The sequence below is a fragment of the Bradyrhizobium sp. Leo78 genome (assembly GCF_059512425.1).
On the sequence record NZ_JCAMOT010000014.1, the window covers coordinates 57013 to 80824 of the forward strand.

22 protein-coding genes are annotated in these 23812 nt (G+C 62.8%); all 22 read right to left on the reverse strand.

Going from position 1 to position 23812, the window contains the following annotated elements; translation table 11 throughout:
- Positions 1-6 precede the first annotated feature (6 nt).
- Positions 7-1809 (reverse strand): NAD(P)/FAD-dependent oxidoreductase, encoded by a 1803-nt coding sequence (locus AC5ZG1_RS19245; protein WP_496133761.1) that lies wholly within the window; start codon positions 1807-1809, stop codon positions 7-9.
- 88 nt (positions 1810-1897) lie between these two features.
- A complete protein-coding gene (locus tag AC5ZG1_RS19250; RefSeq protein WP_130226881.1) occupies positions 1898-2974 on the reverse strand; it encodes a 2,3-butanediol dehydrogenase in 1077 nt (358 codons plus the stop codon).
- A 121-nt stretch (positions 2975-3095) separates the two neighbouring features.
- Positions 3096-3656 carry an SDR family NAD(P)-dependent oxidoreductase gene (locus tag AC5ZG1_RS19255; protein ID WP_496133762.1) on the reverse strand — a complete coding sequence of 187 codons (561 nt, stop codon included), beginning with the start codon at positions 3654-3656 and terminating at the stop codon, positions 3096-3098.
- A 151-nt stretch (positions 3657-3807) separates the two neighbouring features.
- The gene (locus AC5ZG1_RS19260; RefSeq protein WP_496133763.1) at positions 3808-5703 is read right to left on the reverse strand and encodes a sigma-54-dependent Fis family transcriptional regulator; all 1896 of its coding nucleotides are present in this window, start codon (positions 5701-5703) and stop codon (positions 3808-3810) included.
- Positions 5704-5964: 261 nt separating this feature from the next.
- Positions 5965-6240 (reverse strand): DUF1467 family protein, encoded by a 276-nt coding sequence (locus AC5ZG1_RS19265; RefSeq protein ID WP_028162786.1) that lies wholly within the window; start codon positions 6238-6240, stop codon positions 5965-5967.
- Positions 6241-6346: 106 nt separating this feature from the next.
- Positions 6347-6751 (reverse strand): methylmalonyl-CoA epimerase, encoded by a 405-nt coding sequence (gene mce, locus AC5ZG1_RS19270; RefSeq protein WP_496133764.1) that lies wholly within the window; start codon positions 6749-6751, stop codon positions 6347-6349.
- A gap of 56 nt (positions 6752-6807) precedes the next feature.
- On the reverse strand, positions 6808-8478 hold the full coding sequence (locus AC5ZG1_RS19275; protein WP_496133765.1) for a ribonuclease J: 1671 nt from the start codon (positions 8476-8478) through the stop codon (positions 6808-6810).
- Positions 8478-9290, reverse strand: a complete 813-nt coding sequence (locus AC5ZG1_RS19280; protein WP_496133766.1) for a biotin--[acetyl-CoA-carboxylase] ligase — start codon at positions 9288-9290, stop codon at positions 8478-8480. The genes AC5ZG1_RS19275 and AC5ZG1_RS19280 overlap by 1 nt, the downstream gene beginning before the upstream one ends.
- Positions 9291-10727, reverse strand: coding sequence for an NADH-quinone oxidoreductase subunit NuoN (nuoN, locus tag AC5ZG1_RS19285; RefSeq protein WP_208822644.1), 1437 nt, complete (start codon positions 10725-10727; stop codon positions 9291-9293).
- An 11-nt stretch (positions 10728-10738) separates the two neighbouring features.
- Complete coding sequence (locus AC5ZG1_RS19290; RefSeq protein WP_496133767.1) at positions 10739-12250, reverse strand: NADH-quinone oxidoreductase subunit M; 1512 nt, start codon at positions 12248-12250, stop codon at positions 10739-10741.
- Positions 12250-14319 (reverse strand): NADH-quinone oxidoreductase subunit L, encoded by a 2070-nt coding sequence (nuoL, locus tag AC5ZG1_RS19295; RefSeq protein WP_456642344.1) that lies wholly within the window; start codon positions 14317-14319, stop codon positions 12250-12252. The genes AC5ZG1_RS19290 and nuoL overlap by 1 nt, the downstream gene beginning before the upstream one ends.
- 7 nt (positions 14320-14326) lie before the next feature.
- Entirely contained in the window at positions 14327-14635 is a 309-nt protein-coding gene (gene nuoK / locus AC5ZG1_RS19300; RefSeq protein ID WP_028162793.1) for an NADH-quinone oxidoreductase subunit NuoK, read from the reverse strand.
- Positions 14632-15270 carry an NADH-quinone oxidoreductase subunit J gene (locus tag AC5ZG1_RS19305; protein ID WP_496133768.1) on the reverse strand — a complete coding sequence of 213 codons (639 nt, stop codon included), beginning with the start codon at positions 15268-15270 and terminating at the stop codon, positions 14632-14634. The genes nuoK and AC5ZG1_RS19305 overlap by 4 nt, the downstream gene beginning before the upstream one ends.
- A 59-nt stretch (positions 15271-15329) precedes the next feature.
- A complete protein-coding gene (nuoI, locus tag AC5ZG1_RS19310; protein ID WP_027575308.1) occupies positions 15330-15818 on the reverse strand; it encodes an NADH-quinone oxidoreductase subunit NuoI in 489 nt (162 codons plus the stop codon).
- Positions 15819-15825: 7 nt separating this feature from the next.
- On the reverse strand, positions 15826-16896 hold the full coding sequence (nuoH, locus tag AC5ZG1_RS19315; protein WP_028162795.1) for an NADH-quinone oxidoreductase subunit NuoH: 1071 nt from the start codon (positions 16894-16896) through the stop codon (positions 15826-15828).
- A gap of 10 nt (positions 16897-16906) precedes the next feature.
- Positions 16907-18982, reverse strand: a complete 2076-nt coding sequence (gene nuoG, locus AC5ZG1_RS19320) for an NADH-quinone oxidoreductase subunit NuoG (RefSeq protein WP_496133769.1) — start codon at positions 18980-18982, stop codon at positions 16907-16909.
- A gap of 4 nt (positions 18983-18986) precedes the next feature.
- Positions 18987-19475 (reverse strand): hypothetical protein, encoded by a 489-nt coding sequence (locus tag AC5ZG1_RS19325; RefSeq protein WP_130227009.1) that lies wholly within the window; start codon positions 19473-19475, stop codon positions 18987-18989.
- 5 nt (positions 19476-19480) lie between these two features.
- Entirely contained in the window at positions 19481-20806 is a 1326-nt protein-coding gene (nuoF, locus tag AC5ZG1_RS19330) for an NADH-quinone oxidoreductase subunit NuoF (protein WP_130227010.1), read from the reverse strand.
- Positions 20807-20825: 19 nt separating this feature from the next.
- Positions 20826-20990 carry a hypothetical protein gene (locus tag AC5ZG1_RS19335; protein ID WP_165420951.1) on the reverse strand — a complete coding sequence of 55 codons (165 nt, stop codon included), beginning with the start codon at positions 20988-20990 and terminating at the stop codon, positions 20826-20828.
- Positions 20991-21031: 41 nt separating this feature from the next.
- Positions 21032-21643, reverse strand: coding sequence for an NADH-quinone oxidoreductase subunit NuoE (gene nuoE / locus AC5ZG1_RS19340; protein WP_496133770.1), 612 nt, complete (start codon positions 21641-21643; stop codon positions 21032-21034).
- An 11-nt stretch (positions 21644-21654) separates the two neighbouring features.
- Entirely contained in the window at positions 21655-22614 is a 960-nt protein-coding gene (locus AC5ZG1_RS19345) for an FkbM family methyltransferase (RefSeq protein WP_496133771.1), read from the reverse strand.
- Entirely contained in the window at positions 22614-23810 is a 1197-nt protein-coding gene (locus tag AC5ZG1_RS19350; RefSeq protein WP_028162801.1) for an NADH-quinone oxidoreductase subunit D, read from the reverse strand. Before AC5ZG1_RS19350 ends, AC5ZG1_RS19345 begins: the two co-directional genes overlap by 1 nt.
- Positions 23811-23812 lie beyond the last annotated feature (2 nt).

Consider the following 23812-nt stretch of genomic DNA (forward strand, 5'->3'; position numbering starts at 1 on the left):
TGAACCTCAGGAAAGATGATGGACGTCCTGCAGGCCGTAAACCGACGTCGCAAGTCCCTCCTTTCGGGCCTTTAGCTGCAACGAAAGATATTGGGAGTAGTGGCGCGACTGGTGCAGATTGCCGCCGTGGAACCACAGACCTTCCTGTTGCGTCGGTTTCCACATGTTGCGCTGTTCGCCTTCCCACGGACCAGGGTCCTTGGTCGTGTCGGAGCCAAGTCCCCAGCATTTGCCGACCTTGTCGGCCACGTCCTTGGAGATCAGGTCCGCAGCCCAACCATTCATCGAGCCGTAGCCGGTGGCGTAAACGATCAGATCCGCATCCAGCTCACGGCCATCATCCAACAGGATGGAATGCTCCTTGAGCTCGCGAACATTCACGCCGCTCACCAGCTTGATCCTCCCATCGGCAACAAGATCGCAGGCGCCGACGTCGATGTAATATCCGGAGCCGCGCCGCAGATATTTCATGAACAGGCCGGACTCGTCGTCGCCGAAATCCAGCATGAAGCCGGCCTTTTCCAGCCGCTTGTAGAACTCCGCATCCTTCTTCCGGATGGCGTTGTAGATCGGGATCTGGAATTCATGCATGATGCGATAGGGAAGCGAGGCGAAAATCAGATCCGCCTTGCGGGTCGTCATGCCCGAGGCGACGGCGCGCTCGGAGTAGAGATCGCCAAGGCCGATTTCCATCAGCGAGTCCGATTTCACGATGTGGGTCGACGAGCGCTGCAACATCGTGACATCGGCCCCGGCTTCCCAGAGCGCCGCGCAGATATCGTGCGCGGAGTTGTTGGACCCGACGACAACCACCTTCTTTCCCTTGTAGGCGTCCGGTCCGGGATGTTGCGACGAATGCTGCTGCTCGCCCTTGAAAACGTCCTGTCCCCTGAACTTCGGGATGTTTGCCTTGCCCGACATCCCGGTCGCCAGCACGAGCTGTTTCGGTTTCAGCACGATCTCCTTGCCGCCACGCTCGACGACGACCGTCCACTCCTTTGCCTTCTCGTCGTACTTGGCGGATTTGCACGTCGTGGAACTCCAGTAGTTCAGCTCCATGACCTTCGTGTACATTTCCAGCCAATCGCCGATCTTGTCCTTGGGCGCGAACACCGGCCAGTTCTCCGGGAACGGGATGTAGGGCAAGTGGTCGTACCAGACCGGATCGTGCAGGCAGAGCGACTTGTAGCGCTTGCGCCAGCTATCGCCCGGCCGCTCGTTCTTCTCGACGATAATGGTCGGCACGCCGAGCTGCCGCAATCGTGCGCCAAGGGCGATGCCGCCCTGACCGCCGCCGACAATAACGACGTAGGGTTGCGTCTTGACGCCGAGCTCGGCGATCTCCTGTTCGCGCTTTTCCTTCCAGGTCTTGCGAGCAGGATCGCTGCCGTGCTCGGCCCCCATGGGCCGCATCGACCCTTTCGGCTCCTCGTGGCCTTTCAGCTCAGTCATGGTCGTGAGCAGCGTCCATATCAGCCCGTTCTTCAGCCGGATATGGCCGTAGCCGCGCGCCACTTCGGTTTCGAACTCAAACCAGCCGTCCGCGACGCCGTCGACTTCGCTCGCGGGATTGCTTGCGTCCTGACGAAAATGGCGGGGTTTGATGCCGGCGAGCTGCGCCGTCAACATCTCGCGAACCTGGCCCTGACCTTCCATGGTGCGCAGGTTCCAGGTGAAGGCCACGAGATCGCGCCAGTAGCAATCGGCCTGAAACAGATTCACCGCAACATCGATCTCGCCGCCGGCGAGCGCGTCGTCCAGCTTACCGAGGGCAGCCTCCACCTTGGTGTGAGGGCTATTGTCCAGCATAGTCGTCTCCTCTCTCTTGTATTTTTGGTAACATCAGTCAACGCGGGCGCTTGCCATGCATGGCGAGCGCCCGCGCCTTTCGCAGAAGCTATTTCGTCAGATCGATCAGGATTTTCAGATGCTGACCGGCGGGATCGAGCAGCACGTCGAAGCCTCCTCCGACCGCCTGATCCAGCGTGATCTTCTTGGTCACCACCTTCTTCGCCGGCAGCAGACCGGTGCTGATCAGCCTGATGACACGCGGCCAGTAATGCGTGGGATAGGCCCACGAGCCGCGTATATCGATGTCCTTGAACGTGACCTGGAACCAGTCGAGCGGATTTTCGTGGGGATGAAGACCGGTCTGCACCACCACCCCCTGCTTCCGCACCGCGTCCGTGCAGGCCTTGAGAGCCTGCTCGTTGCCGACGCATTCGATCGCGACGTCGCAGCCGACATTCCCTTCGCTCAGCGAGCGGACCACATCGCCGGGATTGTCGCGCTTCGGATTGATGGTGACGACGTCAGGCAAGATGGACTTGGCGAATTTCAATCGCGCGTCGTTGATGTCTGAAACGAAAAGCTGAGCAGCACCCGCCGCCCGCGCAGCCAGCAGCGTCAGTATCCCGATTGGGCCTGCGCCGGTGACCAGCACGCTGTTGCCTGCCGTCACGCCACCGCGGTCGCAGGCGTAGACGGCCACCGCTGTCGGCTCGACAAGCGCGGCTTCCTCATCAGTCATCTCGTCTGGAATCTTCTCAACATTGTATTCGTTGAGCAGGGCATATTCCGCCATTCCGCCAGACACCCAACTCAACCCCGCCAATGCAAGTTGCGGGCTGAGATGGAAGAGACCGCGGTCGGCGAAATAGTCGCCGGCGCGTGGCATGATCAACGGCTGAACCGATACGCGGTCGCCCGGCTTCACCGATGTAACCCCCTTCCCGACCGCTTCGACCACGCCGCCGAATTCGTGACCGAGAACCTGCGGCCCGCTGACACCTGTAAACGGATGCGGTTCGACGGGGATGAAGATCGGCCCGTACGCATACTCATGCAGGTCGGTGCCGCAGATGCCGACGAAGCGGTTCCGGATCAGGACCTGCCCCGCGGCTGGCGTTTCCGCCGGTATTGGAATCGTATCAAGACGCAGATCTTTGGCTGCATGAAATCGCAAGGCTTTCATTCTTTCCTCTAACTGTTTTGCGTTTATGGTTTGCTGCATCGGCTTCCGATGCGTAGGTGAAGACTTCAACACGGTCCTTGTTTGTCGCGGCGACGCCCGAACGCGTCAGCTCGGCGCGACCTCAGATAAGAACCATGCCTCCGTCGACGACGAGACTCTGGCCGGTCATGTAGCTGGATGCGGATGACGCCAGGATGAGAACACCGAGACCGTTGGTATCCATAACCCTGCGCCAATCCTGCTCGGTGATGGACAGGAACAGCTTCGTCTGCGCTATGCCCGCATTGTTGAAGATCACATCCAGCTTGCCGTGCGCCTTCTCCGTCGCGGCGATCATGGCCTTGACGCTGTCGCGGCTGGTGACATCGACGCGGACGGCAATCGCCTTGCCGCCTGCGGCGCGAATTCCTTCCGCGACTGTCGAAGCATTGCCTTCGTCAATGTCCGCGATCGTCAGCAGCGCCCCATCCGCCGCAAGACCGCGTGCGATGGTTTCGCCGATGCCGCGGCCGGATCCGGTCACGACAATCGCGCGCCCCTCGAGATCGAATGGCATGAAAATCCTCCCATTTGCTGTTGCACCCTTACGAATGCTTGCAAATGAAAGGAGCAATCGCCGTGCCAACGGCAAAACCCGAAGAAATCCTTCGTTTTCTGGAGCGTTTTCGAGCGAAGTGGACACCGGTTCGCGTGAAGAAAACGCGTCAAAACAAGAATCTAGAGCTTCGGTTCTGATTCAATCAGAACCGAAACTGCTCTAGCGAAACAGCGGCCGCTACTGTTGCACGGCCTGCAACAGATGCCACACCTGTTGCAGTCGCACCGCGACAGCGTCAGGTACGTTGGCTCAAACCGTATCGCTTGATTTGACGATGAACGGTGGACCGGTCGACACCCAGCCTGCGCGCGGCTTCCGAAATATTTCCGCCGCAGGCCGCAAGCATCGTTTCCAGCATCGTCTTCTGCGAATGCGGCTCTTTCGCCTTTGCGACGCCGGTCGTTCTCAGCAAAGCATCCGGCAGATCGTGAGGTTCGATGACGCCGTTCTGACAGAGCGCCGCGGCAACCGAGATGACATTGTCCAGTTCACGGATGTTGCCAGGCCAGGCGTATGTCTCAAGCACATCGAGCGCTGCCGGGGACACCACCAGCGAATCTTCCTTCGCCCGATGCCTCTCCACGATCTTGCCCAGCAGCCACGCAAAGTCGGATCGCTCCCTGAGCGGCGGCAAGAACAGCGTTGCGGCGTTCAGCCGGTAAAACAAGTCCTCGCGAAAGGACCCTTCCCTCACGAGCGTTTCGATCATGCGGTGGGAGGCGGAGATCACGCGAACATCGACCGGCTTCGGACGGGTCGCACCGATCGGCATCAGCTCCTTCTCGGCGAGCACACGCAACAACCGGCTCTGCAGCGGTAGCGGCATGTCGCCGATCTCGTCGAGGAACAACGTGCCGCCGTCAGCCTCTTCAATCAGACCCTTGCGGCCCTTGGCATTGGCCCCGGTGAAAGCCCCCGGAACATGGCCGAACAGTTCGCCTTCGATCAACTGCTCGGGAATCGCCGCACAATTGACGGCGACAAACCTGCCCTTAACGGCGCTGCTGTCATGGATCGCACGGGCGAGATATTCCTTGCCGGTCCCCGTTTCGCCCTGAATGAGGATCGACAACGGCTTTGCGGCAAGTTTTGCAGCCTTGACCTGAAGTGTCGCGATTTGCGGATCGCCTCGGCCGAGATCGCGCAACGAGGCGGGAATCTCGTGCCTAATGTTTGCGGGGGCGCGCACGGCGATGTTCGGTTCGATCGCATGGGCAAACAGCGCGTTGCCGTCGCGGGCAAAGACGAGGCGATCCTGCGTGCGGCGTTGTCGTGTCAGATTCGGCAAGTCGTTGATATCAATTTCAAAGAAGCGCGAAAGGGGCTGCCCGATCAGATCGTCGGGCTGGCGCCAGTCGCGGCTCACGGAACGTGCCAAGATCTTGGCGCCACCATTGGTCATCCCGATGATGCGTCCAGATCCGTCGATGGAAATGGCCGCCTCCGGATCGACGTCCAGAAATTCCGGCGATCGGGCGAAGCGCAGCACCCACTCCCGGCTTGCCTGCGCCATCAAGTTGGCCAATTCGATACGCCGCACGGTCGCCGTGACCAGGTGCAAAGCGAGATTCTGGCTCGCCTTCTTGATGGGAGAACTCAGGAGCGAAATGTCCAGCACCGCCGCGAGCGCACCGCGAACATCGTAGATCGGCGCAGCAGTGCAGGACAGCGGCGTGTGCGTATTGTCGAAATGATCGGTCTGATGAATGCTTAGCGCATCCCCGCTTTCGATGCAGGCGCCTACGGCGCAGGTACCCGCCCGGGATTCCGACCACTCTGAGCCAAGATAGAGCCCCGCCTTGCGCAGATTATTGTCGAACAGCGGATCTCCAAGAAATTCGACCGTCACGCCCTGGCGGTCCGAGAGCAGCAACACATAGTTCTGGCCGGCGACCTGCCGAAACAGGTTCTCAAGTCCCGAGCGCGCGATCGATATCAATACTTCCGACTGCTGACGGTGCTCACGCAACTCGGTATCGGGGACGATATAGGCTTCGCAAGCCTGTGCTGGATCGAGCCGGTGTTGGTTGATGCAGCGCAGCCAGCTCTGCACGACAATATCATCACGGTTGGTTGCCGCGCCGAGACTGACGCTTTCGATTTCGCGGATATGGTCAGAATGCGAAAACATGCGACAATCCGCGCTGCCTCCCAACGGCCACGGCCATATTTTCTCTTTTTTTCCCAGGCCGGGCAAGTCTGCACGAGTTTTGTCGAATGTAAACACGCTTCTTCCGGCGGATCAGTTCGCATCAAGCGCCTGTGTCCGCCGCCTCGCACAGCAGCATCTCAAATAGACCGGACCGTGCCGGAAGGCCCAAGACCGAAGCGCCCATCCTTCCCATGAGGAACAGGCCGAAAGTCAGTGGACTAGTCAAAAAAACAACGCGCGCTAGAACGGCGTTCCCATCAACTTCGACAATCTTTCGATACTGAGATAGCCGGCGTTGTAGGCCCACATCGCAACAGCAAAAATGGCCGCCGAGATCAGCGTGGTCCAAAGCAGCTTGCGGCCCATCCGCGCCATGATCGGAGCGCCGGGATCGGTGCCTTCGACGCCCCCGCCCTCCTCGTGCTGGCTGCGCACGCCGAACGGCAGGGTCAGGAACAGCACGACCCACCATAAGACGAAGTAGATCGCGAACGCGGTTGAGATGCTGTAGGCCATACCGTAGCGTTTTCAAGCGAAGTGGATGCCGGTTCGCGTCAAGAAAACGCGTCGAGACAAAAGCTAGAGCCTGATCGGTTCTGATGCAATCAGAACCGATCAGGCGCTACTCCTGCTCAATCTCGACCAGCGCGCCGGAAAAATCCTTCGGATGGAAGAACAGCACCGGCTTGCCGTGGGCGCCGATCTTGGGCTGGCCGTCGCCGAGCACGCGCGCGCCTTCGGCGATCAGCCGGTCGCGCGCGGCGACGATGTCGGGCACGTCATAGCAGACGTGATGGATGCCGCCGTCGGCATTGCGCTCGACGAATTTTGCGATCGGCGAAGCATCGCCGAGCGGCTCGATGAACTCGATCTTGGTGTTGGGCAAGGTCACGAACACGGTGATGACACCGTGCTCCGGCAACGGCACTGCATCCGAAATCTCGGCGCCGAATGCCGCGCCGTAGATCTTGGCCGCCTTCTTGGCGTCCTTGACCGCTATCGCGACGTGGTTGAGCCGGCCCAGCATGTTGTCTCTCCCTCGCAGATACGCTTGTTCTTGTCGCCGCCCGTGCCGAACCGGCGTCAGACCGTCAGCACGTGAACGATGCAAATCGGCTTCTTGCCCCAATGCTCGTTCACGGTCCCGCGCACTGCGCGGCGGACCGACTCCGCGACCGCATCCGGGTCGCGCCGGCGGGCCCGCGGCAGGCCTTCCACGGTCGATACCACCACATCGAACACGATCTCGTCGAGCACCTCGCCTACGCTATTTTTCTCCGGCACGCCGACCAGGTCGACCTCCGGATCTTCGGCCAGTTCCCCCTGCGCCGTCATGACGATCGCGACGAAGGCGCAGCCGGCAAATCCCAGCCGCCGCCGCTCGACCACGGCGCGCGACTTGGCGTCCTCCAGAATGATGCCATCCTTGTAGAGCCGCCCTGAGGGCACCTCGGCGATGATCCCGGGCTCGCCGGGCCCGAGCTTGACCAAGTCGCCATTGCGGCACTCGATCACTTTTGGCACGCCCGCAGCACGCGCAAGCTTGGCGTGCTCGTGCAAATGCAGCGCTTCACCATGTACCGGGATCAGAACCTGCGGCCGCACCCAGGACAGCAGGTCGCGCACCTCGTCGCGGCGCGGATGGCCGGAGACATGGACCAGATGGTCGCGGTCGGTGATGACCTCGATACCCTGCTCGACCAGGTCGTTGATGATCGAGCCAACTGCTTTCTCGTTACCCGGAATGGTACGGGAGGAGAAGATCACGCAATCGCCCTTGTTGAGCGTGATCTCCGGATGATCGTCCTTGGCGATCCGCGCCAGCGCCGCGCGCGGCTCGCCCTGGCTGCCGGTGCAGATCGCCAGCACCTTGTCAGCCGGGAAGTGGCCGTAGAGATCGGGCCCGCGGAAATTCTGCACGCCGTCGAGGTAGCCGGTCTCGCGCGCGACCTGGACCACGCGGTCCATGGCGCGGCCGACCACCACGACCTCGCGGTCCGCTATCCGCGCCGCATCGGCAACTGCCTTGATGCGTGCGACGTTGGAAGCAAAGGTCGTCACCGCGACGCGGCCCTTCGCGCCCTTGACCAGCTCGGCGATGGTCTTCGACACCTCGGCTTCCGAGGGCGAACGCCCGTCGCGTACCGCGTTGGTGGAATCGCCGACCAGCGCCAGCACGCCGGCGTCGCCAAGCTCGCGCAAGCGTTTCTCATCGGTCGGCGGCCCGACGGTCGGCGTCGGGTCGAGCTTCCAGTCGCCGGTGTGCAGGACGGTGCCGACCTCGGTGTGGATCGCGAGCGCATGCGACTCAGGGATTGAATGCGCGACCGGGATGAATTCGACATTGAACGGGCCGATATCGACGCGCCCGCCCGAGGGCACCACGGTGATCGGGATTTTCGGCGGGTTGCGCTCGGCGGCGCATTTGGCCTCGAACAGCGCCGCGCTGAACTTCGTCGCGTAGATCTTGCACTGCAGCTTCGGCCAGAGATCGATGATGGCGCCGAAGTGGTCCTCATGGGCGTGCGTCAGCACCAGGCCCATCAGGTTCTGTCGTTCCTTCTCCAGGAACGAGATGTCGGGCATGATCAGGTCGATGCCGGGCAGATGCTCCTCGTCACCGAAGGAGACGCCGAGATCGACCGCGAGCCAGGACCGTTGCTGACGATTGCCGAGCCCATAGATCGACAGGTTCATGCCGATCTCGCCGACGCCGCCGAGCGGCGCAAAGGTCAGTTCATCCGGCCGTGCCATCAGGCAGATCCTACTGAGGCCGCCGTACCGAAATAGACCTCGCCTGCGGTTACGGGGACGTGCTTGCCGTCGGGTAGCCGGATAATCATGCAACCTGTCTCATCGATGGTGTCGAACGTGCCTTCGAGAATAGCGTTCCCCGTCTGGACCGCCACACTCTCCCCCAGCCGGGCGGCACGCGCGAGCCAAAGCCTGCGGATTTCCGCAAAACCGCGGCCGTTGTCCCAGACGCCGCGGAATTCCACCCAGGCCTCCGAAAGCGCGGTAAACAGCTCCTCGGCGCCGACATGGACGCCAAGAGCGGCCAGCGAGGTCGCGGGCGTCGGCGTGCCCTCCGGCGCCCCCACGACATTGGTGCCGATGCCGACCACGACGGCAAGGCGGCCGCCCGCGACGATCTCGGCCTCGAGCAGGATGCCGGCGAGCTTCTTGTTCCCGGCCAGCACGTCGTTCGGCCATTTCAGGGAGAACTTCAGCGCATCCGTCCCGCCCAGACGCAGCGCCGCCTCGACGCTGATCTTTTGCAGCGCAGCCTCCAGCGACAGCCCCGCGGCAAAGCCGAGCGTCGCCGCGACCGCGGGCGCGACGTCCATGACCTCAAGGATGCTGCTGGCGAGATTGCCGCGTGGGGCGATCCAGGTCCGCTGCCGTCGGCCGCGCCCCGCCGTCTGCTCAGTCGTCACGAACCACATCGGTCCGCGCTCGCCTTCACGGGCGCGGACCAGAGCCTCCGCATTCGTCGAGCCGACCTGGTCAAAGGCGGCTAGCCTGTAGCCGGCGGAAGTGGCGCGATGACCAAGCGTAAACGGCATCTAGAAAAGTGACTTCGCCGCGGCGGTCGCAACGCTGACCAGCGGTCCTGGATAAGCGAAGAAGAAGATGTTGAAGAGACCCGCGACCGCCAGCACCCCGCGCAATTCGATCCGGACCGGATCGAGCTTGCCCACCGGCTCGTCGAAATACATCGTCTTGATGATGGCGAGATAGTAGTAGGCGCCCACCACGCTGGTCAGCACGCCGATCACGGCGAGTGTGAACAGGTTGGCCTTGATCGCCGCGACGAAGACGTACCACTTGGCGAAGAAGCCCGCGAGTGGCGGAATGCCGGCGAGCGAGAACAGGAGCATCGCGAAGAAGAAGGCGAGCAGCGGATTGGTGCGCGAGAGGCCTGCGAAATCGCTGATCTGCTCGACATGCTGTCCGTTGCGCTTCATCGCGAGGATGATTGCGAATGAGCCGAGCGTCATCGCGACATAGATCGCGACGTACATCAGCACGCCCTGCGCGCCTTCCACCGTGCCGGCGGCGAGCCCGACCAGCGCAAAGCCCATGTGGCCGATCGAGGAATAGGCCATCAGGCGCTTGATGTTCTTCTGCCCGATCGCAGCGAATGAGCCGAGCGCCATCGAGGCGATGGAGACGAAGACGAGGATCTGCTGCCACTGCGGCACGATGCCGGGGAATGCGGTCAGCGTCGCACGGGTGAACACTGCCATCGCCGCGACCTTCGGCGCGGAAGCGAAGAACGCCGTGACCGGCGTCGGCGCGCCCTCATATACGTCGGGCGTCCACATGTGGAACGGCACCGCCGAGACCTTGAAGCAGAGGCCGGCGAGCAGGAACACCAGCCCGAACACGATGCCGGGTGTGCCGGTCGTCGCAGCCGCCGCGATGCCAGCGAAGTTGACGGTGCCGGTGAAGCCATAGATCAGCGAGGCGCCATAGAGCAGCATGCCCGAGGACAGCGCGCCCAGCACAAAATACTTGAGTCCGGCTTCGGTCGACTTGGCGTTGTCGCGGTGGCTGGCGGCGACGACGTAGAGCGCAAGGCTCATCAGCTCGAGCCCGAGATAGAGCGCAATCAGGTCGCCCGCTGAGATCAGCACCATCATGCCGAGCGTCGAGAGCAGCACCAGGATCGAATATTCGAAGATGCGACGCGACGGGTCGGACAGGAATTCCGTCGACAGGATCAGCGTTGCCGCCGAGCCGATCAGCGCGAGGATCTTCAGGAAGCGGGCAAAGTCGTCGACGATGAAGCTGCCGCCGAAGGTGACGAGCTTGCCGGACGGCAGCATCAGTATGAGCACGCCGGTGAGGATGAGCAGCAACGTCGCAAGCGTGGTCACGAGCCGCGTCGTCCCCTGCCCGCGATAGGCCCCGATCATCAACAGCACCATCGAGCCGACCGCGAGCACGAGCTCGGGCAGCACCGGCTGCAACTGATAACCTGCACTCGAGAAGCTCATGGGTTAAGGCCTTACTGGAGCAGCGCGGCTGCCTTCACGGCAGTCACGGCGGTGTTGTAATTATTGACGAGCTGCTGGACCGATGCTTCGGACATGTCGAGCACCGGCTTCGGATAGACGCCGAACAGGATGGTCAGCGCCACCAGCGGGAACAGGATCAGGCATTCGCGCGCCGTCAGATCCTTGATGCTCATCAAGGACGGCTTGACCAGCGCGCCGAACACCACCTTGCGATAGAGCCACAACGCGTAGGCCGCGGACAGGATCACGCCGGTGGTGGCAAGCACCGTGGTCGGCAGCGACACCTTGAACGTGCCGAGCAGCGTCATGAATTCGCCGATGAACCCGCTGGTCCCGGGCAGGCCGACATTGGCCATGGTGAAGACCATGAACACCAGCGCATAGAGCGGCATCCGGTTCACCAGGCCGCCATAGGCGGCGATCTCGCGGGTATGCATGCGATCGTAGACGATGCCGACGCAGAGGAACAGCGCGCCGGAGACGATGCCGTGGGAGATCATCTGGAACACGCCGCCGGCGACACCCTGCATGGTCCCGGCGAAAACGCCCATGGTGACGAAGCCCATATGGGCGACGGACGAATAGGCGATCAGCTTCTTGATGTCCTCCTGCATCAGGGCCACCAGCGAGGTGTAGATGATGGCGATGACGGACAGCGCGAAGACCAGCGGCGCGAAGTCGTGCGACGCCAGCGGGAACATCGGCAGCGAGAAGCGCAGGAAGCCGTAGCCGCCCATCTTCAAGAGGATCGCCGCCAGGATCACCGAGCCCGCGGTCGGCGCTTCGACGTGGGCGTCAGGCAGCCAGGTGTGCACCGGCCACATCGGCATCTTCACCGCGAAGGAGGCAAAGAACGCGAGCCACGCCCACTTCTGCAGGTTGTACGGCACGGCGGTGTGCATCAGGGTCGGAATGTCGGTCGTACCCGCGTTCCAGTACAGCGCCATGATGGCAAGCAGCATCAGCACCGAGCCGAGCAGCGTGTAGAGGAAGAACTTGAAGGAGGCATAGACCCGGCGCGGCCCGCCCCAGACGCCGATGATCAGGAACATCGGGATCAGGCCGCCTTCGAAGAACAGGTAGAACAGCACGAGGTCGAGCGCCGAGAAGGTGCCGACCATCAGCGTTTCCAGGATCAGAAACGCCATCATGTATTCGCTCACGCGCTGCGTGACCGATTTCCAGCTCGCTATGATGCAGAACGGCATGACTGCGGTGGTCAGGATCAGCAACGGCAGCGAGATGCCGTCGACGCCCATGTGATAGTTGATGCCGGTGGCGAGCCACGACGCCTTCTCGACGAACTGGAAGTCGGCGTTCGCCGGATCGAACCGCACCACCAGGATCAGCGAAATCAGGAAGGTGATCAGCGTGGTCCAGAACGAAATCCAGCGGGCGTTGCGGTTCGCCGCTTCGTCCCCGCCCCGCGCGAGCAGATAGACCAGAACCGCGCCGAGCGCCGGCAGGAAGGTAACTACGGAAAGGATGGGCCAGGTCGTCATCACTGGCCTCCCAGGCCGAACATGAACCAGGTGATCAGGCCGGCAGCCCCGATCAGCATGGCGAAAGCGTAGTGGTAGAGATAGCCGGTCTGGATCTTCACAGCATTACGGGCGACATCGAGCACACGCGCCGACACGCCATCCGGCCCGAAGCCGTCGATGATGGCGCCGTCACCCTTCTTCCAGAGCGTGTAACCGATCCACTTGGCGGGCCGCACGAAGATCAGATCGTACAGCTCGTCGAAATACCACTTGTTGAGCAGGAACTGGTAGAGCATCGGCTGCTGCTTGGCGAGCTCAACCGGCAGATAGGGCCGGCTGATGTAGAAGAGATACGCGATCAGGAAGCCCAGCACCATCATGACCGTCGGCAGGAAGGCGATGCTCTCGGGGATGTGGTGCATTTCCTCGATGATATGCGGGTTCATCTTCACGGATTCGCGGAAGAACTCCTCGATGCCGTGACCCGCGAACAATTCCTTGAACGGGAAACCGGCGAGGAAGGAGCCGACCGCGAGCACGCCGATCGGGATCAGCATCCAGATCGGGCTCTCATGTGCAGCCTCGTAGTGCTCCTCGTCATGCGGCGTGCCGTGGAAGGTCTTGAAGATCAGGCGCCAGGAATAGAACGAGGTCAGGAGGGCGGCGAACACCGTCAGCAGGAAGCCGTAGAACGCGAACGGATTATGCGAGGCATAGGCCGACTCGATGATCGCGTCCTTGGAGAAGTAGCCGGCGGTCAGCGGGAAGCCGGTCAGCGCGAGCGTGCCAACCACCATCACCGCGTAGGTATAGGGGATCTTGCGCCACAGCCCGCCCATGTTGCGGATGTCCTGCTCGTGATGCATCGCGTAGATCACCGAGCCGGAACCCAAGAACAGCAACGCCTTGAAGAAGGCGTGGGTGAACAGGTGGAACATGCCGACCGAATAGGCCCCCGCTCCCATCGCCACGAACATGTAGCCGAGCTGGGAACAGGTCGAATAAGCGACGATGCGCTTGATGTCGTTCTGTACCAGGCCGATGGTCGCGGCAAAGAACGCGGTGGTCGCGCCAAAGAACATCACCACGGCCTGCGCGTTCGGCGCCAGCTCAAACAGCGGCGACAGCCGCGCCACCATGAAGACGCCGGCGGTCACCATGGTCGCGGCATGGATCAGCGCCGAGACCGGCGTCGGGCCTTCCATCGCGTCCGGCAACCAGGTGTGGAGCAGGAACTGCGCCGATTTGCCCATTGCACCCATGAACAGCAGGACGCAGGTGAGCGTCAGCGCATCGACATGCCAGCCGAAGAAATTGATGGTCTTGCCGGTCAGGCCCCCGGCGCCGCCGAAGATAGTGTCGAAATCGGTCGAGCCGATCAGCGCGAAGATCGAGAAGATGCCGAGCAAGAAGCCGAAATCGCCGATACGGTTGACGACGAACGCCTTGATCGCGGCGGCATTTGCTGTCGGTTTCTGATACCAGAAGCCAATCAACAGGTAGCTCGCTAGGCCCACGCCTTCCCAGCCGAAGAACATCTGCACCAGATTGTCCGCGGTCACCAGCATCAGCATCGCGAAGGTGAACAGCGACAAATAGGCGAAGAAGCGCGGCCGGTTCGGATCCTCGTCCATGTAGCCGATGGAGTAGAGGTGCACGAGCGAGGACACGGTGTTGACGACGACCAGCATCACCGCAGTCAGCGTGTCGATCCGTAGCGCCCAGGAGACCTGCAGGTCGCCGGAAGTGATCCAGGGAAACAGCGGGACGCGGGCGTCGTGGTGCAGGAAGCCGACGTCGACCAGCGCGAACCAGGACAACGCCGCGGAGACGAACAACAGCCCGGTCGTGATCAACTCGGCCGCGCGTGAGCCGGCGGCCGGCGGCTCGCTCACGTGGTGGTCGTCGTGGCCATGATCGCCGTGGGCATGTTCATCGTGGGCCGTGGAGGCATGGGCATCGCCATGCGCATCGTCGTGATGTTCGACGGTGTCGCCGCTCGGGTTGCGCGCATGGGCGCCCACGATCGCGATGAGCCCTGCGAGAATGGCGCCCAGCAGCGGCAGGAAGACGATTGCCTGGTACATCGGCGCGTTAGCCCTTCATCAGATTGACGTCTTCAACCGCGATCGAACCGCGGTTGCGGAAATAGACCACCAGGACGGCAAGCCCGATCGCGGCTTCCGCGGCCGCCACCGTGAGCACCAGGAGCGCGAACACCTGGCCGACGATGTCGCCGAGGAAGGTCGAGAACGCCACCAGGTTGATGTTGACCGAAAGCAGGATCAATTCGATCGACATCAGGATGACGATGATGTTCTTGCGGTTGAGGAAGATGCCGAGGATCCCGAGCGTGAACAGGATCGCGCCGACCGAGAGATAGTGTCCGAGCCCGATCGTCATTTCACCCACTCCGCCGCATCGGCTTCCTGCAGCCCCTGCCCCGACGTCACCTTGCGCAGCGCCATCGCCATTTCGGGCGTGCGCGCGTTCTGCACGGTGATGTTCTGCCGCTTGACGTTGGCCTTGTGGCGCAGCGTCAGCACGATGGCGCCGATCATCGCGACCAGCAGCACGAGGCCCGCGATCTGGAAGTAGAAGATGTACTTCGTGTAGAGCACGAGCCCGAGCGCCTCGGTATTGGAGACGTTGGTCGGGATCGCCGCGGTGATCGTCTTGGTGACGGCGGGATTGATCACCCAGGCGCCGGCTATCAAGAGAAGCTCGAATAGGAAGATGCCGCCGATCACGAGCCCGACCGGCAGGTATTCGAGGAAGCCCTCGCGAAGCTCGGCGAAATCGACGTCGAGCATCATGATCACGAACAGGAACAGCACCGCGACCGCGCCGACATAGACGACGATCAGGATCATCGCCAGGAACTCGGCGCCCATCAGCACGAACAGACCCGAGGCGTTGACGAAGGCCAGGATCAGATACAGCACCGAATGGACGGGGTTGCGCGACACAACCACCATCACCGCCGACGCCACGCAGACCGCGGCAAACAGGTAGAAGAACAGTGCGGGAAGGATCATCGGCGAGCCTCCGCGCCCCGGAATGACGTGGGAATGTTCTGAAGGATCATGCCCTCACCTCAGCGGTATGGCGCGTCGAGCTCGATCGCCTTTGCGATCTCGCGCTCCCAGCGGTCGCCATTGGCGAGCAGCTTGGCCTTGTCATAATAGAGTTCCTCGCGCGTCTCGGTCGCGAATTCGAAATTCGGTCCCTCGACGATCGCATCGACCGGGCAGGCCTCCTGGCACAGGCCGCAATAGATGCACTTCACCATGTCGATGTCGTAGCGCACGGTGCGGCGGGTACCGTCGTTGCGGCGCGGCCCTGCCTCGATCGTGATCGCCTGGGCCGGGCAGATCGCCTCGCACAGTTTGCAGGCGATGCAGCGCTCCTCGCCGTTCGGGTACCGGCGCAGCGCATGCTCGCCGCGAAAGCGGGGCGAGATCGGGTTCTTCTCGAAGGGATAGTTGATGGTCGGCTTCGGCTGGAAGAAATAGCGCATGGCGAGGAAGAACGCCGAGACGAATTCCGAGAGCAGAAGCGAGCGGGCTGTTGCGTTGATATTCATGACGGCCTCACTTCGGCGCGATGCCGGCGAACTGCAGCACAGCGGCAACGACCACCACCATCACCAGCGACAGCGGCAGGAACACCTTCCAGCCAAGCCGCATCAGTTGATCGTAGCGGTAGCGCGGCACGATCGCCTTCGCCATCGCGAACAGGAAGAACATGAAGAAGAGTTTCAGGGCGAACCAGATCACGCCGGGGATCCAGGTGAACGGCGGCAGCGCCACCGGCGGCAGCCAGCCGCCGAGGAACAGGATCGTCGCCAGCGCGCACATCGTGGTGATCGCGACATACTCGCCAAGCATGAACAGAAGATACGGCGTCGAGCCGTATTCGACCATGAAGCCCGCGACCAGTTCGGATTCCGCTTCCACGAGGTCGAACGGCGGGCGGTTGGTTTCCGCCAGCGACGAGACGTAGAACACCACGAACATCGGCAACAGCGGCCACACATACCAGTTCAGGATGGTGAGCTGCGGCAGGCCGATCAGGTGGGCGAGCCCGCGGGTGTTCTGCGCTTCGACCACCGCGGAGAGATTGAGCGAGCCCGCGCAGAGCAGCACGGTGATGATCACGAAGCCGATCGAGACTTCATAGGACACCATCTGCGCCGCCGAGCGGAGCGCGGCCAGGAACGGGTATTTCGAGTTTGACGACCAGCCGGCCATGATGATGCCGTAGATCGACAGCGAGGAGATCGCGAAGATATAGAGCACGCCGACATTGATGTCGGAGATCACCCAGCCGAAATTCATCGGGATCACCGCCCAGGCGGCGAGCGCGAGGACGCAGGACACCAGCGGCGCCAACAGGAACACGCCCTTGTTGGCGCTGGCCGGGATCGTCGGCTCCTTCAGCACGAACTTCAGGAGATCGGCGAAGGATTGCAGCAATCCCCAGGGTCCGACCACGTTGGGGCCGCGGCGGATCTGCACCGCCGCCCAGATCTTGCGGTCGGCGAGCAGGATGTAGGCGATCGCGATCAGGAGCACGACAAGCAGGAGCACGCTCTGGGCCAGCATGATGATCAGCGGCCACAGGAAGCCAGTCCAGAACGAGCTTGCGAAGAAATCAGCCATCAGGTCACGCTCACTCCGCTGCCGTCAGCATCCGCGCCGAGGCCAGGCGCGAACATTCCGCCATCACGGCGGACGCCCGGGCGATCGGGTTGGTCAGGTAAAAGTCCTCGACCGGACTCTGGAACACCGCCTTGTCGGCGCTTCCGCCCTTCGACGCAAGCGCCTTGATACCGTCGGCCTTGCCCGGTTCGATCTGGTCGATCCGCATCAGGTGCGGCACCGCCTTGAACAGCGCCTGGCGCAAGGCAGCCAGCGAATCGTAAGGCAGCTTCTTGCCCAGCACGTCCGAGAGGGCGCGGATGATGGCCCAGTCCTCGCGCGCTTCCCCGGGCGGGAACGCGGCGCGGGCGGCCATCTGCGCCCTGCCCTCGGTATTGACGTAGATGCCGGACTTCTCGGTGTAGGCCGCGCCCGGCAGGATCACGTCGGCGCGGTGCGCGCCGCGGTCGCCATGGGTGCCGATATAGACGACGAACGTTCCGTCCGGCACCTTGATCTCGTCGGCGCCGAGCAGGAACAGCACGTCGAGCGTGCCAGGGGTCGTCATCTGCGTCGCATTGAGGCCGCCGGCGCCGCCCGAAAAGCCGACGTCGAGGGCACCGACCCGGGAGGCGGTATCGTGCAGCACGCCGAACCCGTTCCAGCCGTCCTTCAGCGCGCCGAAGTCCAACGCAAGCTTCGCCGCCTGCGCCAGCACCGCCGCACCGTCCTGGCGCGCGAACGCGCCGGCGCCCACCAGCACGATCGGGTTCTTGGCATTCTTGAGCACGTCGGCGAAGGAATGCTTGCCGGCAGCGAGAGCTGCAAGCGTCTCCGGTCCGGCGCCAAGATAGTCGTAGTCGTAGGTCAGGTCCGCCTTGGCACCGATCACGCCGATCTTGAGCTGGCCGGTCCGCCAGCGCTTGCGGATACGCGCGTTGATGATCGCGGCTTCCTTGCGCGGGGTCGAGCCGATGATCAGGAGCGCGTCCGCCCGCTCGATGCCCGCAATCGTCGGATTGAAGATGTAGCTGCCGCGGCCCGCCTTCGGATCGAAGGCATCGCCACCCTGCACGGCGAGGTTGGACGAGCCGTATTTCGCCAGCAGCTCCTTCAGCGCGAACATCTCCTCGACCGCGGCAACGTCGCCGGCGATGGCGCCGATCCGCTTGCCGTCGATGCGGCCGGTCTTGGCCGCGATCGCCGCGAAGGCTTCCTGCCACGAGGCCGGGCGGAGCTTGCCGTTCTCGCGGATATAGGGCCGGTCGAGCCGCTGGGTACGCAGCCCGTCGACGATGTGGCGGGTCTTGTCGGAGATCCACTCCTCGTTCACGGCCTCGTTGATGCGCGGCAGGATCCGCATCACCTCGCGGCCGCGGGTATCGACCCGGATCGCCGAGCCGACGCCATCCATCACGTCGATCGACTGCGTCTTGCCGAGCTCCCAGGGCCGCGCCACGAAGGCGTAGGGCTTGGAGGTCAGCGCGCCCACCGGGCAGATGTCGACCAGATTGCCCTGCAGTTCCGAACTCAGCGCCTGCTCCAGATAGGTCGTGATCTCCATGTCCTCGCCGCGGCCGGTCGCGCCCATTTCCGGGGCGCCCGCCACTTCCGCGGAGAACCGGACGCAGCGCGTGCACTGGATGCAGCGGTTCATCGAGGTCTTGACCAGCGCGCCCAGATATTTGTCCTCGACCGCGCGCTTGTTCTCGGCGAAGCGGCTGGTGTCGACACCATAGCCCATCGCCTGGTCCTGCAGGTCGCATTCGCCGCCCTGGTCGCAGATCGGGCAGTCCAGCGGATGGTTGATCAGCAGGAACTCCATCACGCCTTCGCGCGCCTTCTTCACCATCGGCGAGCGGGTGGAGATTTCCGGCGGCTCGCCCTTGGGGCCCGGACGGCAGTCGCGCACGCCCCAGGCGCAGCTTGCGACCGGCTTCGGGCCGCCCTTCACTTCGACGAGGCACATCCGGCAGTTGCCGGCGATCGACAGCCGCTCATGGTAGCAGAAGCGCGGGATTTCGGCGCCGGCGGCCTCGCACGCCTGCAGCAGCGTGTATTCCGGCGGCACATCGATCTCTTTGCCATCGATGATCAGTTTGGTCATTTCTTTACGTCTTTCCCAGCTTGCAGTCGGGCGGCACGACGCTGGCGGTTTTCAGTGAAGCCTTCACCCATTGCTGGGTGTCGGCGCTGTAGGTCGCGAGATAGGCCGGCTCGGCGGCGACCTTGGCGCAGAGGAACGGCAGATGCGGCCTCAAATCGTAGTCGCAGGAAGCCGCCCATTCGCGCCGATTGGCAAACGCCGACATCGCCTCCTCGCAGGCATAGAGAAAGTACGAGACGAAGCTCTCGTACTGCACCTGGTCCTCCTGGCTCCCCGCCTTGATCCGCTCATAATCCGGCTGCGCATATTTCGGGTTCTTGAAGGCAAGATCGGTGTAGCCAAGAAACGCCTGGCGCGCGCTGGAGGCGCGATTGCCGGTGCGCAGCTCGTTGATCTGGAACAGGATCGCAACAAAGCCGAGCAGCGCCACGGCCGCCTGCGCCATCTGGGCCAGCGTCCCGTATCTCTGCCACCAGAAGCTTGGTTGCGACATTACCATCACTCCGCTGCCACCATGTGCGCGGGATCGAGCACGCCGACATCATCAATGTCAGCCTTGTGCGAATATTGGTCGATGCGCGCTTCGATCTCATGACGGAAGTGCGCGATCAGGCCCTGGATCGGCCAGGCCGCGGCGTCGCCCAGCGCGCAGATGGTGTGACCCTCGACCTGTTTCGTCACCTCGAGCAGCATGTCGATCTCGCGCTTGTGGGCGCGCCCTTCGGCCATGCGGGTCAGCACGCGCCACATCCAGCCCGTGCCCTCGCGGCACGGCGTGCACTGGCCGCAGCTCTCGTGCTTGTAGAAATAGGAGATGCGCGCGATCGCCCGGATCAGGTCGGTCGACTTGTCCATCACGATCACGGCCGCGGTGCCGAGGCCCGAGCGCAATTTGCTCAAGGAGTCGAAATCCATCGGCGTGTCGATGATCTGCTCGGCCGGCACCATGCGCACCGAGGAACCGCCGGGGATCACCGCTTTCAGATTGTCCCAGCCGCCGCGGATGCCGCCGCAATGCTTTTCGATCAGTTCGCGGAACGGAATCCCCATCGCCTCTTCGACGTTGCAGGGCCGCTCGACATGGCCGGAGACACAGAACAGCTTTGTCCCGACATTGTTGGGCCGGCCGATACCGGCAAACCAGGCCGCGCCGCGGCGCAGGATATCCGGTGCAACCGCGATCGATTCCACATTGTTGACGGTGGTCGGGCAGCCGAACAGGCCGACATTGGCCGGGAACGGCGGCTTCAGCCGCGGCTGGCCCTTCTTGCCTTCGAGGCTTTCCAACAGCGCTGTCTCTTCGCCGCAGATATAGGCGCCGGCGCCATGGGCGACGTAGAGGTCGAACGGCCAGCCGTTGACGTTGTCCTTGCCGATCAGCCTGGCCTCATAGGCCTGATCGATCGCAGCCTGCAGATGCTCGCGCTCGCGGATGAATTCGCCGCGGACATAGATGTAACAGGCATGCGCGTTCATCGCGAAGCTCGCGAGCAGGCAGCCTTCAATCAGGAGATGCGGATCGTGCCGCATGATCTCGCGATCCTTGCAGGTGCCCGGCTCGGACTCGTCGGCGTTGACCACGAGATAGCTCGGCCGGCCGTCGGTCGATTCCTTCGGCATGAACGACCATTTCAGGCCGGTCGGAAAACCGGCCCCGCCGCGGCCGCGCAGACCGGAGGCCTTCATCTCGGCGATGATCCAGTCGCGGCCCTTGTCGATGATCGCCTTGGTGCCGTCCCAGGCGCCGCGGCGGCGCGCGCCCTCGAGGCCCCAATCGTGGAGGCCGTAGAGGTTCTTGAAGATGCGGTCCTTGTCGTCGAGCATGCCTAGAACTTTCCAAACATCAACGATTGGCCTGGGCGTAAGCGAGCCCCGCAGCGCATCCGCCGAAGGTCAGCGCCCACAACAGGCTGGATTCGAGCGAGGCGTTCAGCCCATAGCGCTGCAGCAGGAAAATGAACGCGGCAGCGACCGCCGCGTGGAGAGCGATGTAACGCCAGTGTTTCATCGCGACCTCCCTTCCCGCCCGCTGCCATGCGAGACCAGGCCTCATGTGGTTTCCTTCAGCGTGGTCGGCCCGCCCGCCGGCGCCGAGAACTGACGGTCGACCTGCGGACCCGGCTTCGGCGGATTGCCCGAGACGAAACCATCGAGCACTTTGCCGAAGCTTTCCTTGGTCAGGTCCTCGTAGGTATCCTTCCAGATCTGGACCATCGGCGCGTTCACGCAGGCGCCGAGGCACTCGACCTCTTCCCAACTGAAATTGCCGTCCTTCGACAATTCGAAGGGCTCGTGACTGATGCGATGCTGGCAAACTTCGATCAGGTCGCCGGCGCCACGCAGGCGGCAGGGCGTGGTGCCGCAGACCTGCACATGCGCCTTCTTGCCGACCGGCTGCAACTGGAACATCGTGTAGAAGGTCGCGATCTCGAGCACGCGGATGTGGGGCATTTCGAGCATGTCGGCGACGGTGCGGATTGCGGCTTCCGAAACCCAGCCCTCGTTCTGTTCCTGCGCCCGCCACAGGATCGCGATCACAGCGGAGGCCTGACGTCCCGGCGGATACTTCGCGATCTGCTGCTTGGCGAAAGCGAGGTTCTCCTCCGTGAACGCAAAGCTCGCGGGCTGCAATTCCTTCGGGGCAAGACGACGGACCGACATTTCTTACTCTCTCATTGCAGGCGGCGAACGGGCTTCGCATTCAGCGCGTTGATCCGGTCCTGCCAGAAGGCGCTTGCGGTGCCGAACACGTTGTAACCGACATGGGTCGATACCTTGATGCGATCGAGGATCGAAAGCTCGGTCACGGCTTCAAGGCGATTGGAGCTGGGATCGTAGACGATCAGCTTGAGCGGGGTCTGTTCGAGGATGTAGCGCGACACGGTGTGCTTGCGGTCGCTGCCATGCTCCTCGCACAGCAGCACGCTGTCGCCCTGCATCAGCCGCAAGCCGCCCTTCATCGCCTCGATCTCGACGCCCTCGACGTCGAGCTTGATCAGATATTTTCCGTCCAGCGCGATCTTGCCGTCGTCGAGCAGATTGTCGAGCGCGATCACGGGCACGTCCTCGCCGCCGGTCTGGTCGCCGGCGATGCTGAACGCCTCATGCTTGGTGCCGGAGAGCTTTGCCGTACCCCTGCCTGCGCCGATCGCGCATTTCATCGTCTCGAAGCGATTGCCGTTGATCGCGGCGTTGTTCGCAAGCTTGGGAAAATTCTGTCCCGACGGCTCGATCGCGATCGCCTTTTGCGAACCGAACGGCTTGCTCGAAACCAGCACCGACCAGTAGCCGTAATTGGCGCCGCAATCGATCAGCGTGTAGTCGACGTCGGCGGAATCCTTGAACAGCAGTTCGAGCTCGTCCTCGTAATGGTAGGAGCGGTTGAGCAGCTTGCTCCAATAACCGTCCCCATAGGGAAACTCGAACACCGCGTCCTCATTGAGCCGGATGGCGATGTTGCGCTCGGGCAGCGTCTTGCGCAGCAGGTTCGCGCAGGCGATGTAGCCCATGTGCGAAAAATGCGAGGAGATCTTCGAACCGGTCGACAGCGCCAGCGCAGCCGTCCGCTCCCACAGGTTGGCTCCTTCGAGAGCCCCTGAGGCGCGGTCAAACTGGATGGGCGGCTGCACCATCACCGATCGACCTCTCCGAACACGATGTCGAGCGAGCCGAGGATCGCGGAGACGTCGGCGAGCAGATGGCCCGTGCAGATGTGATCCATCGCCTGCAGATGGGCAAAGCCCGGCGCCCGGATCTTGCACTTGTAGGGCTTGTTGGTGCCGTCGGAGACGAGATAGACACCGAACTCGCCCTTAGGCGCTTCCACCGCGGCATAGACTTCGCCGGCCGGTACGTGCACGCCCTCGGTGTAGAGCTTGAAGTGATGGATCAGCGCTTCCATCGAGCGCTTCATCTCGCCGCGGCGCGGCGGCGCGATCTTGTTGTCCTCGACCACGACCGGCCCCTGCCCGTCTGGCGATTTCAGTTTCTGGATGCACTGCTTCATGATGCGCACCGACTGGCGCATCTCTTCCATCCGGATCAGGTAGCGGTCGTAGCAGTCGCCGTTCTTGCCGATCGGGATGTCGAAATCCATCTCGGCATAGCATTCATAGGGCTGCGACTTGCGCAGATCCCAGGCCGCGCCCGAGCCGCGCACCATCACGCCCGAAAAGCCCCACTCCCAGGCTTCCTTCAGCGACACCACGCCGATATCGACGTTGCGCTGCTTGAAGATGCGGTTACCGGTGAGCAGCGTGTCGAGGTCCGCGACCACTTTAAGGAACGGATCGCACCACGCCTCGATATCGTCGATCAGCTTCGGCGGCAGGTCCTGGTGCACACCGCCGACGCGGAAGAAGGCGGCATGCATGCGCGAGCCGGAGGCGCGCTCGTAGAACATCATCAGCTTTTCGCGCTCCTCAAAACCCCACAGCGGCGGGGTGAGCGCGCCGACGTCCATCGCCTGCGTGGTGACGTTGAGCAGATGCGACAGGATGCGGCCAATCTCGCAATAGAGCACGCGGATCAACTGCCCGCGCCGCGGCACCTCGATCCCCAGCAGCTTTTCCGCCGCGAGGCAGAAGGCATGCTCCTGGTTCATCGGCGCGACGTAATCGAGCCGGTCGAAATACGGGATCGCCTGCAGATAGGTCTTCTGCTCGATCAGCTTCTCGGTGCCGCGATGCAAGAGCCCGATATGCGGATCGACGCGCGCAACGACCTCGCCATCGAGTTCAAGCACCAAGCGCAGCACACCGTGCGCCGCCGGATGCTGCGGTCCAAAGTTGATGGTGAAGTTGCGCAGATTCTGCGGTTGCTCGTTCATGA

What these genes read in the sequence shown, in the direction of transcription:
- nuoH (WP_028162795.1), bottom strand. Translation starts at nt 16,896, where the DNA reads ATGGCTGATTTCTTCGCAAGCTCGTTCTGGACTGGCTTCCTGTGGCCG.
- nuoN (WP_208822644.1), bottom strand. Translation starts at nt 10,727, where the DNA reads ATGAGCTTCTCGAGTGCAGGTTATCAGTTGCAGCCGGTGCTGCCCGAG.
- AC5ZG1_RS19265 (WP_028162786.1), bottom strand. Translation starts at nt 6,240, where the DNA reads ATGGCCTACAGCATCTCAACCGCGTTCGCGATCTACTTCGTCTTATGG.
- nuoE (WP_496133770.1), bottom strand. Translation starts at nt 21,643, where the DNA reads ATGTCGGTCCGTCGTCTTGCCCCGAAGGAATTGCAGCCCGCGAGCTTT.
- AC5ZG1_RS19290 (WP_496133767.1), bottom strand. Translation starts at nt 12,250, where the DNA reads ATGACGACCTGGCCCATCCTTTCCGTAGTTACCTTCCTGCCGGCGCTC.
- nuoK (WP_028162793.1), bottom strand. Translation starts at nt 14,635, where the DNA reads ATGACGATCGGGCTCGGACACTATCTCTCGGTCGGCGCGATCCTGTTC.
- AC5ZG1_RS19345 (WP_496133771.1), bottom strand. Translation starts at nt 22,614, where the DNA reads ATGGTGCAGCCGCCCATCCAGTTTGACCGCGCCTCAGGGGCTCTCGAA.
- AC5ZG1_RS19325 (WP_130227009.1), bottom strand. Translation starts at nt 19,475, where the DNA reads ATGTCGCAACCAAGCTTCTGGTGGCAGAGATACGGGACGCTGGCCCAG.
- nuoI (WP_027575308.1), bottom strand. Translation starts at nt 15,818, where the DNA reads ATGAATATCAACGCAACAGCCCGCTCGCTTCTGCTCTCGGAATTCGTC.
- AC5ZG1_RS19275 (WP_496133765.1), bottom strand. Translation starts at nt 8,478, where the DNA reads ATGGCACGGCCGGATGAACTGACCTTTGCGCCGCTCGGCGGCGTCGGC.
- AC5ZG1_RS19350 (WP_028162801.1), bottom strand. Translation starts at nt 23,810, where the DNA reads ATGAACGAGCAACCGCAGAATCTGCGCAACTTCACCATCAACTTTGGA.
- mce (WP_496133764.1), bottom strand. Translation starts at nt 6,751, where the DNA reads ATGCTGGGCCGGCTCAACCACGTCGCGATAGCGGTCAAGGACGCCAAG.
- nuoL (WP_456642344.1), bottom strand. Translation starts at nt 14,319, where the DNA reads ATGTACCAGGCAATCGTCTTCCTGCCGCTGCTGGGCGCCATTCTCGCA.
- AC5ZG1_RS19260 (WP_496133763.1), bottom strand. Translation starts at nt 5,703, where the DNA reads ATGTTTTCGCATTCTGACCATATCCGCGAAATCGAAAGCGTCAGTCTC.
- nuoG (WP_496133769.1), bottom strand. Translation starts at nt 18,982, where the DNA reads ATGACCAAACTGATCATCGATGGCAAAGAGATCGATGTGCCGCCGGAA.
- AC5ZG1_RS19245 (WP_496133761.1), bottom strand. Translation starts at nt 1,809, where the DNA reads ATGCTGGACAATAGCCCTCACACCAAGGTGGAGGCTGCCCTCGGTAAG.
- nuoF (WP_130227010.1), bottom strand. Translation starts at nt 20,806, where the DNA reads ATGCTCGACGACAAGGACCGCATCTTCAAGAACCTCTACGGCCTCCAC.
- AC5ZG1_RS19280 (WP_496133766.1), bottom strand. Translation starts at nt 9,290, where the DNA reads ATGCCGTTTACGCTTGGTCATCGCGCCACTTCCGCCGGCTACAGGCTA.
- AC5ZG1_RS19335 (WP_165420951.1), bottom strand. Translation starts at nt 20,990, where the DNA reads ATGAAACACTGGCGTTACATCGCTCTCCACGCGGCGGTCGCTGCCGCG.
- AC5ZG1_RS19250 (WP_130226881.1), bottom strand. Translation starts at nt 2,974, where the DNA reads ATGAAAGCCTTGCGATTTCATGCAGCCAAAGATCTGCGTCTTGATACG.
- AC5ZG1_RS19305 (WP_496133768.1), bottom strand. Translation starts at nt 15,270, where the DNA reads ATGATCCTTCCCGCACTGTTCTTCTACCTGTTTGCCGCGGTCTGCGTG.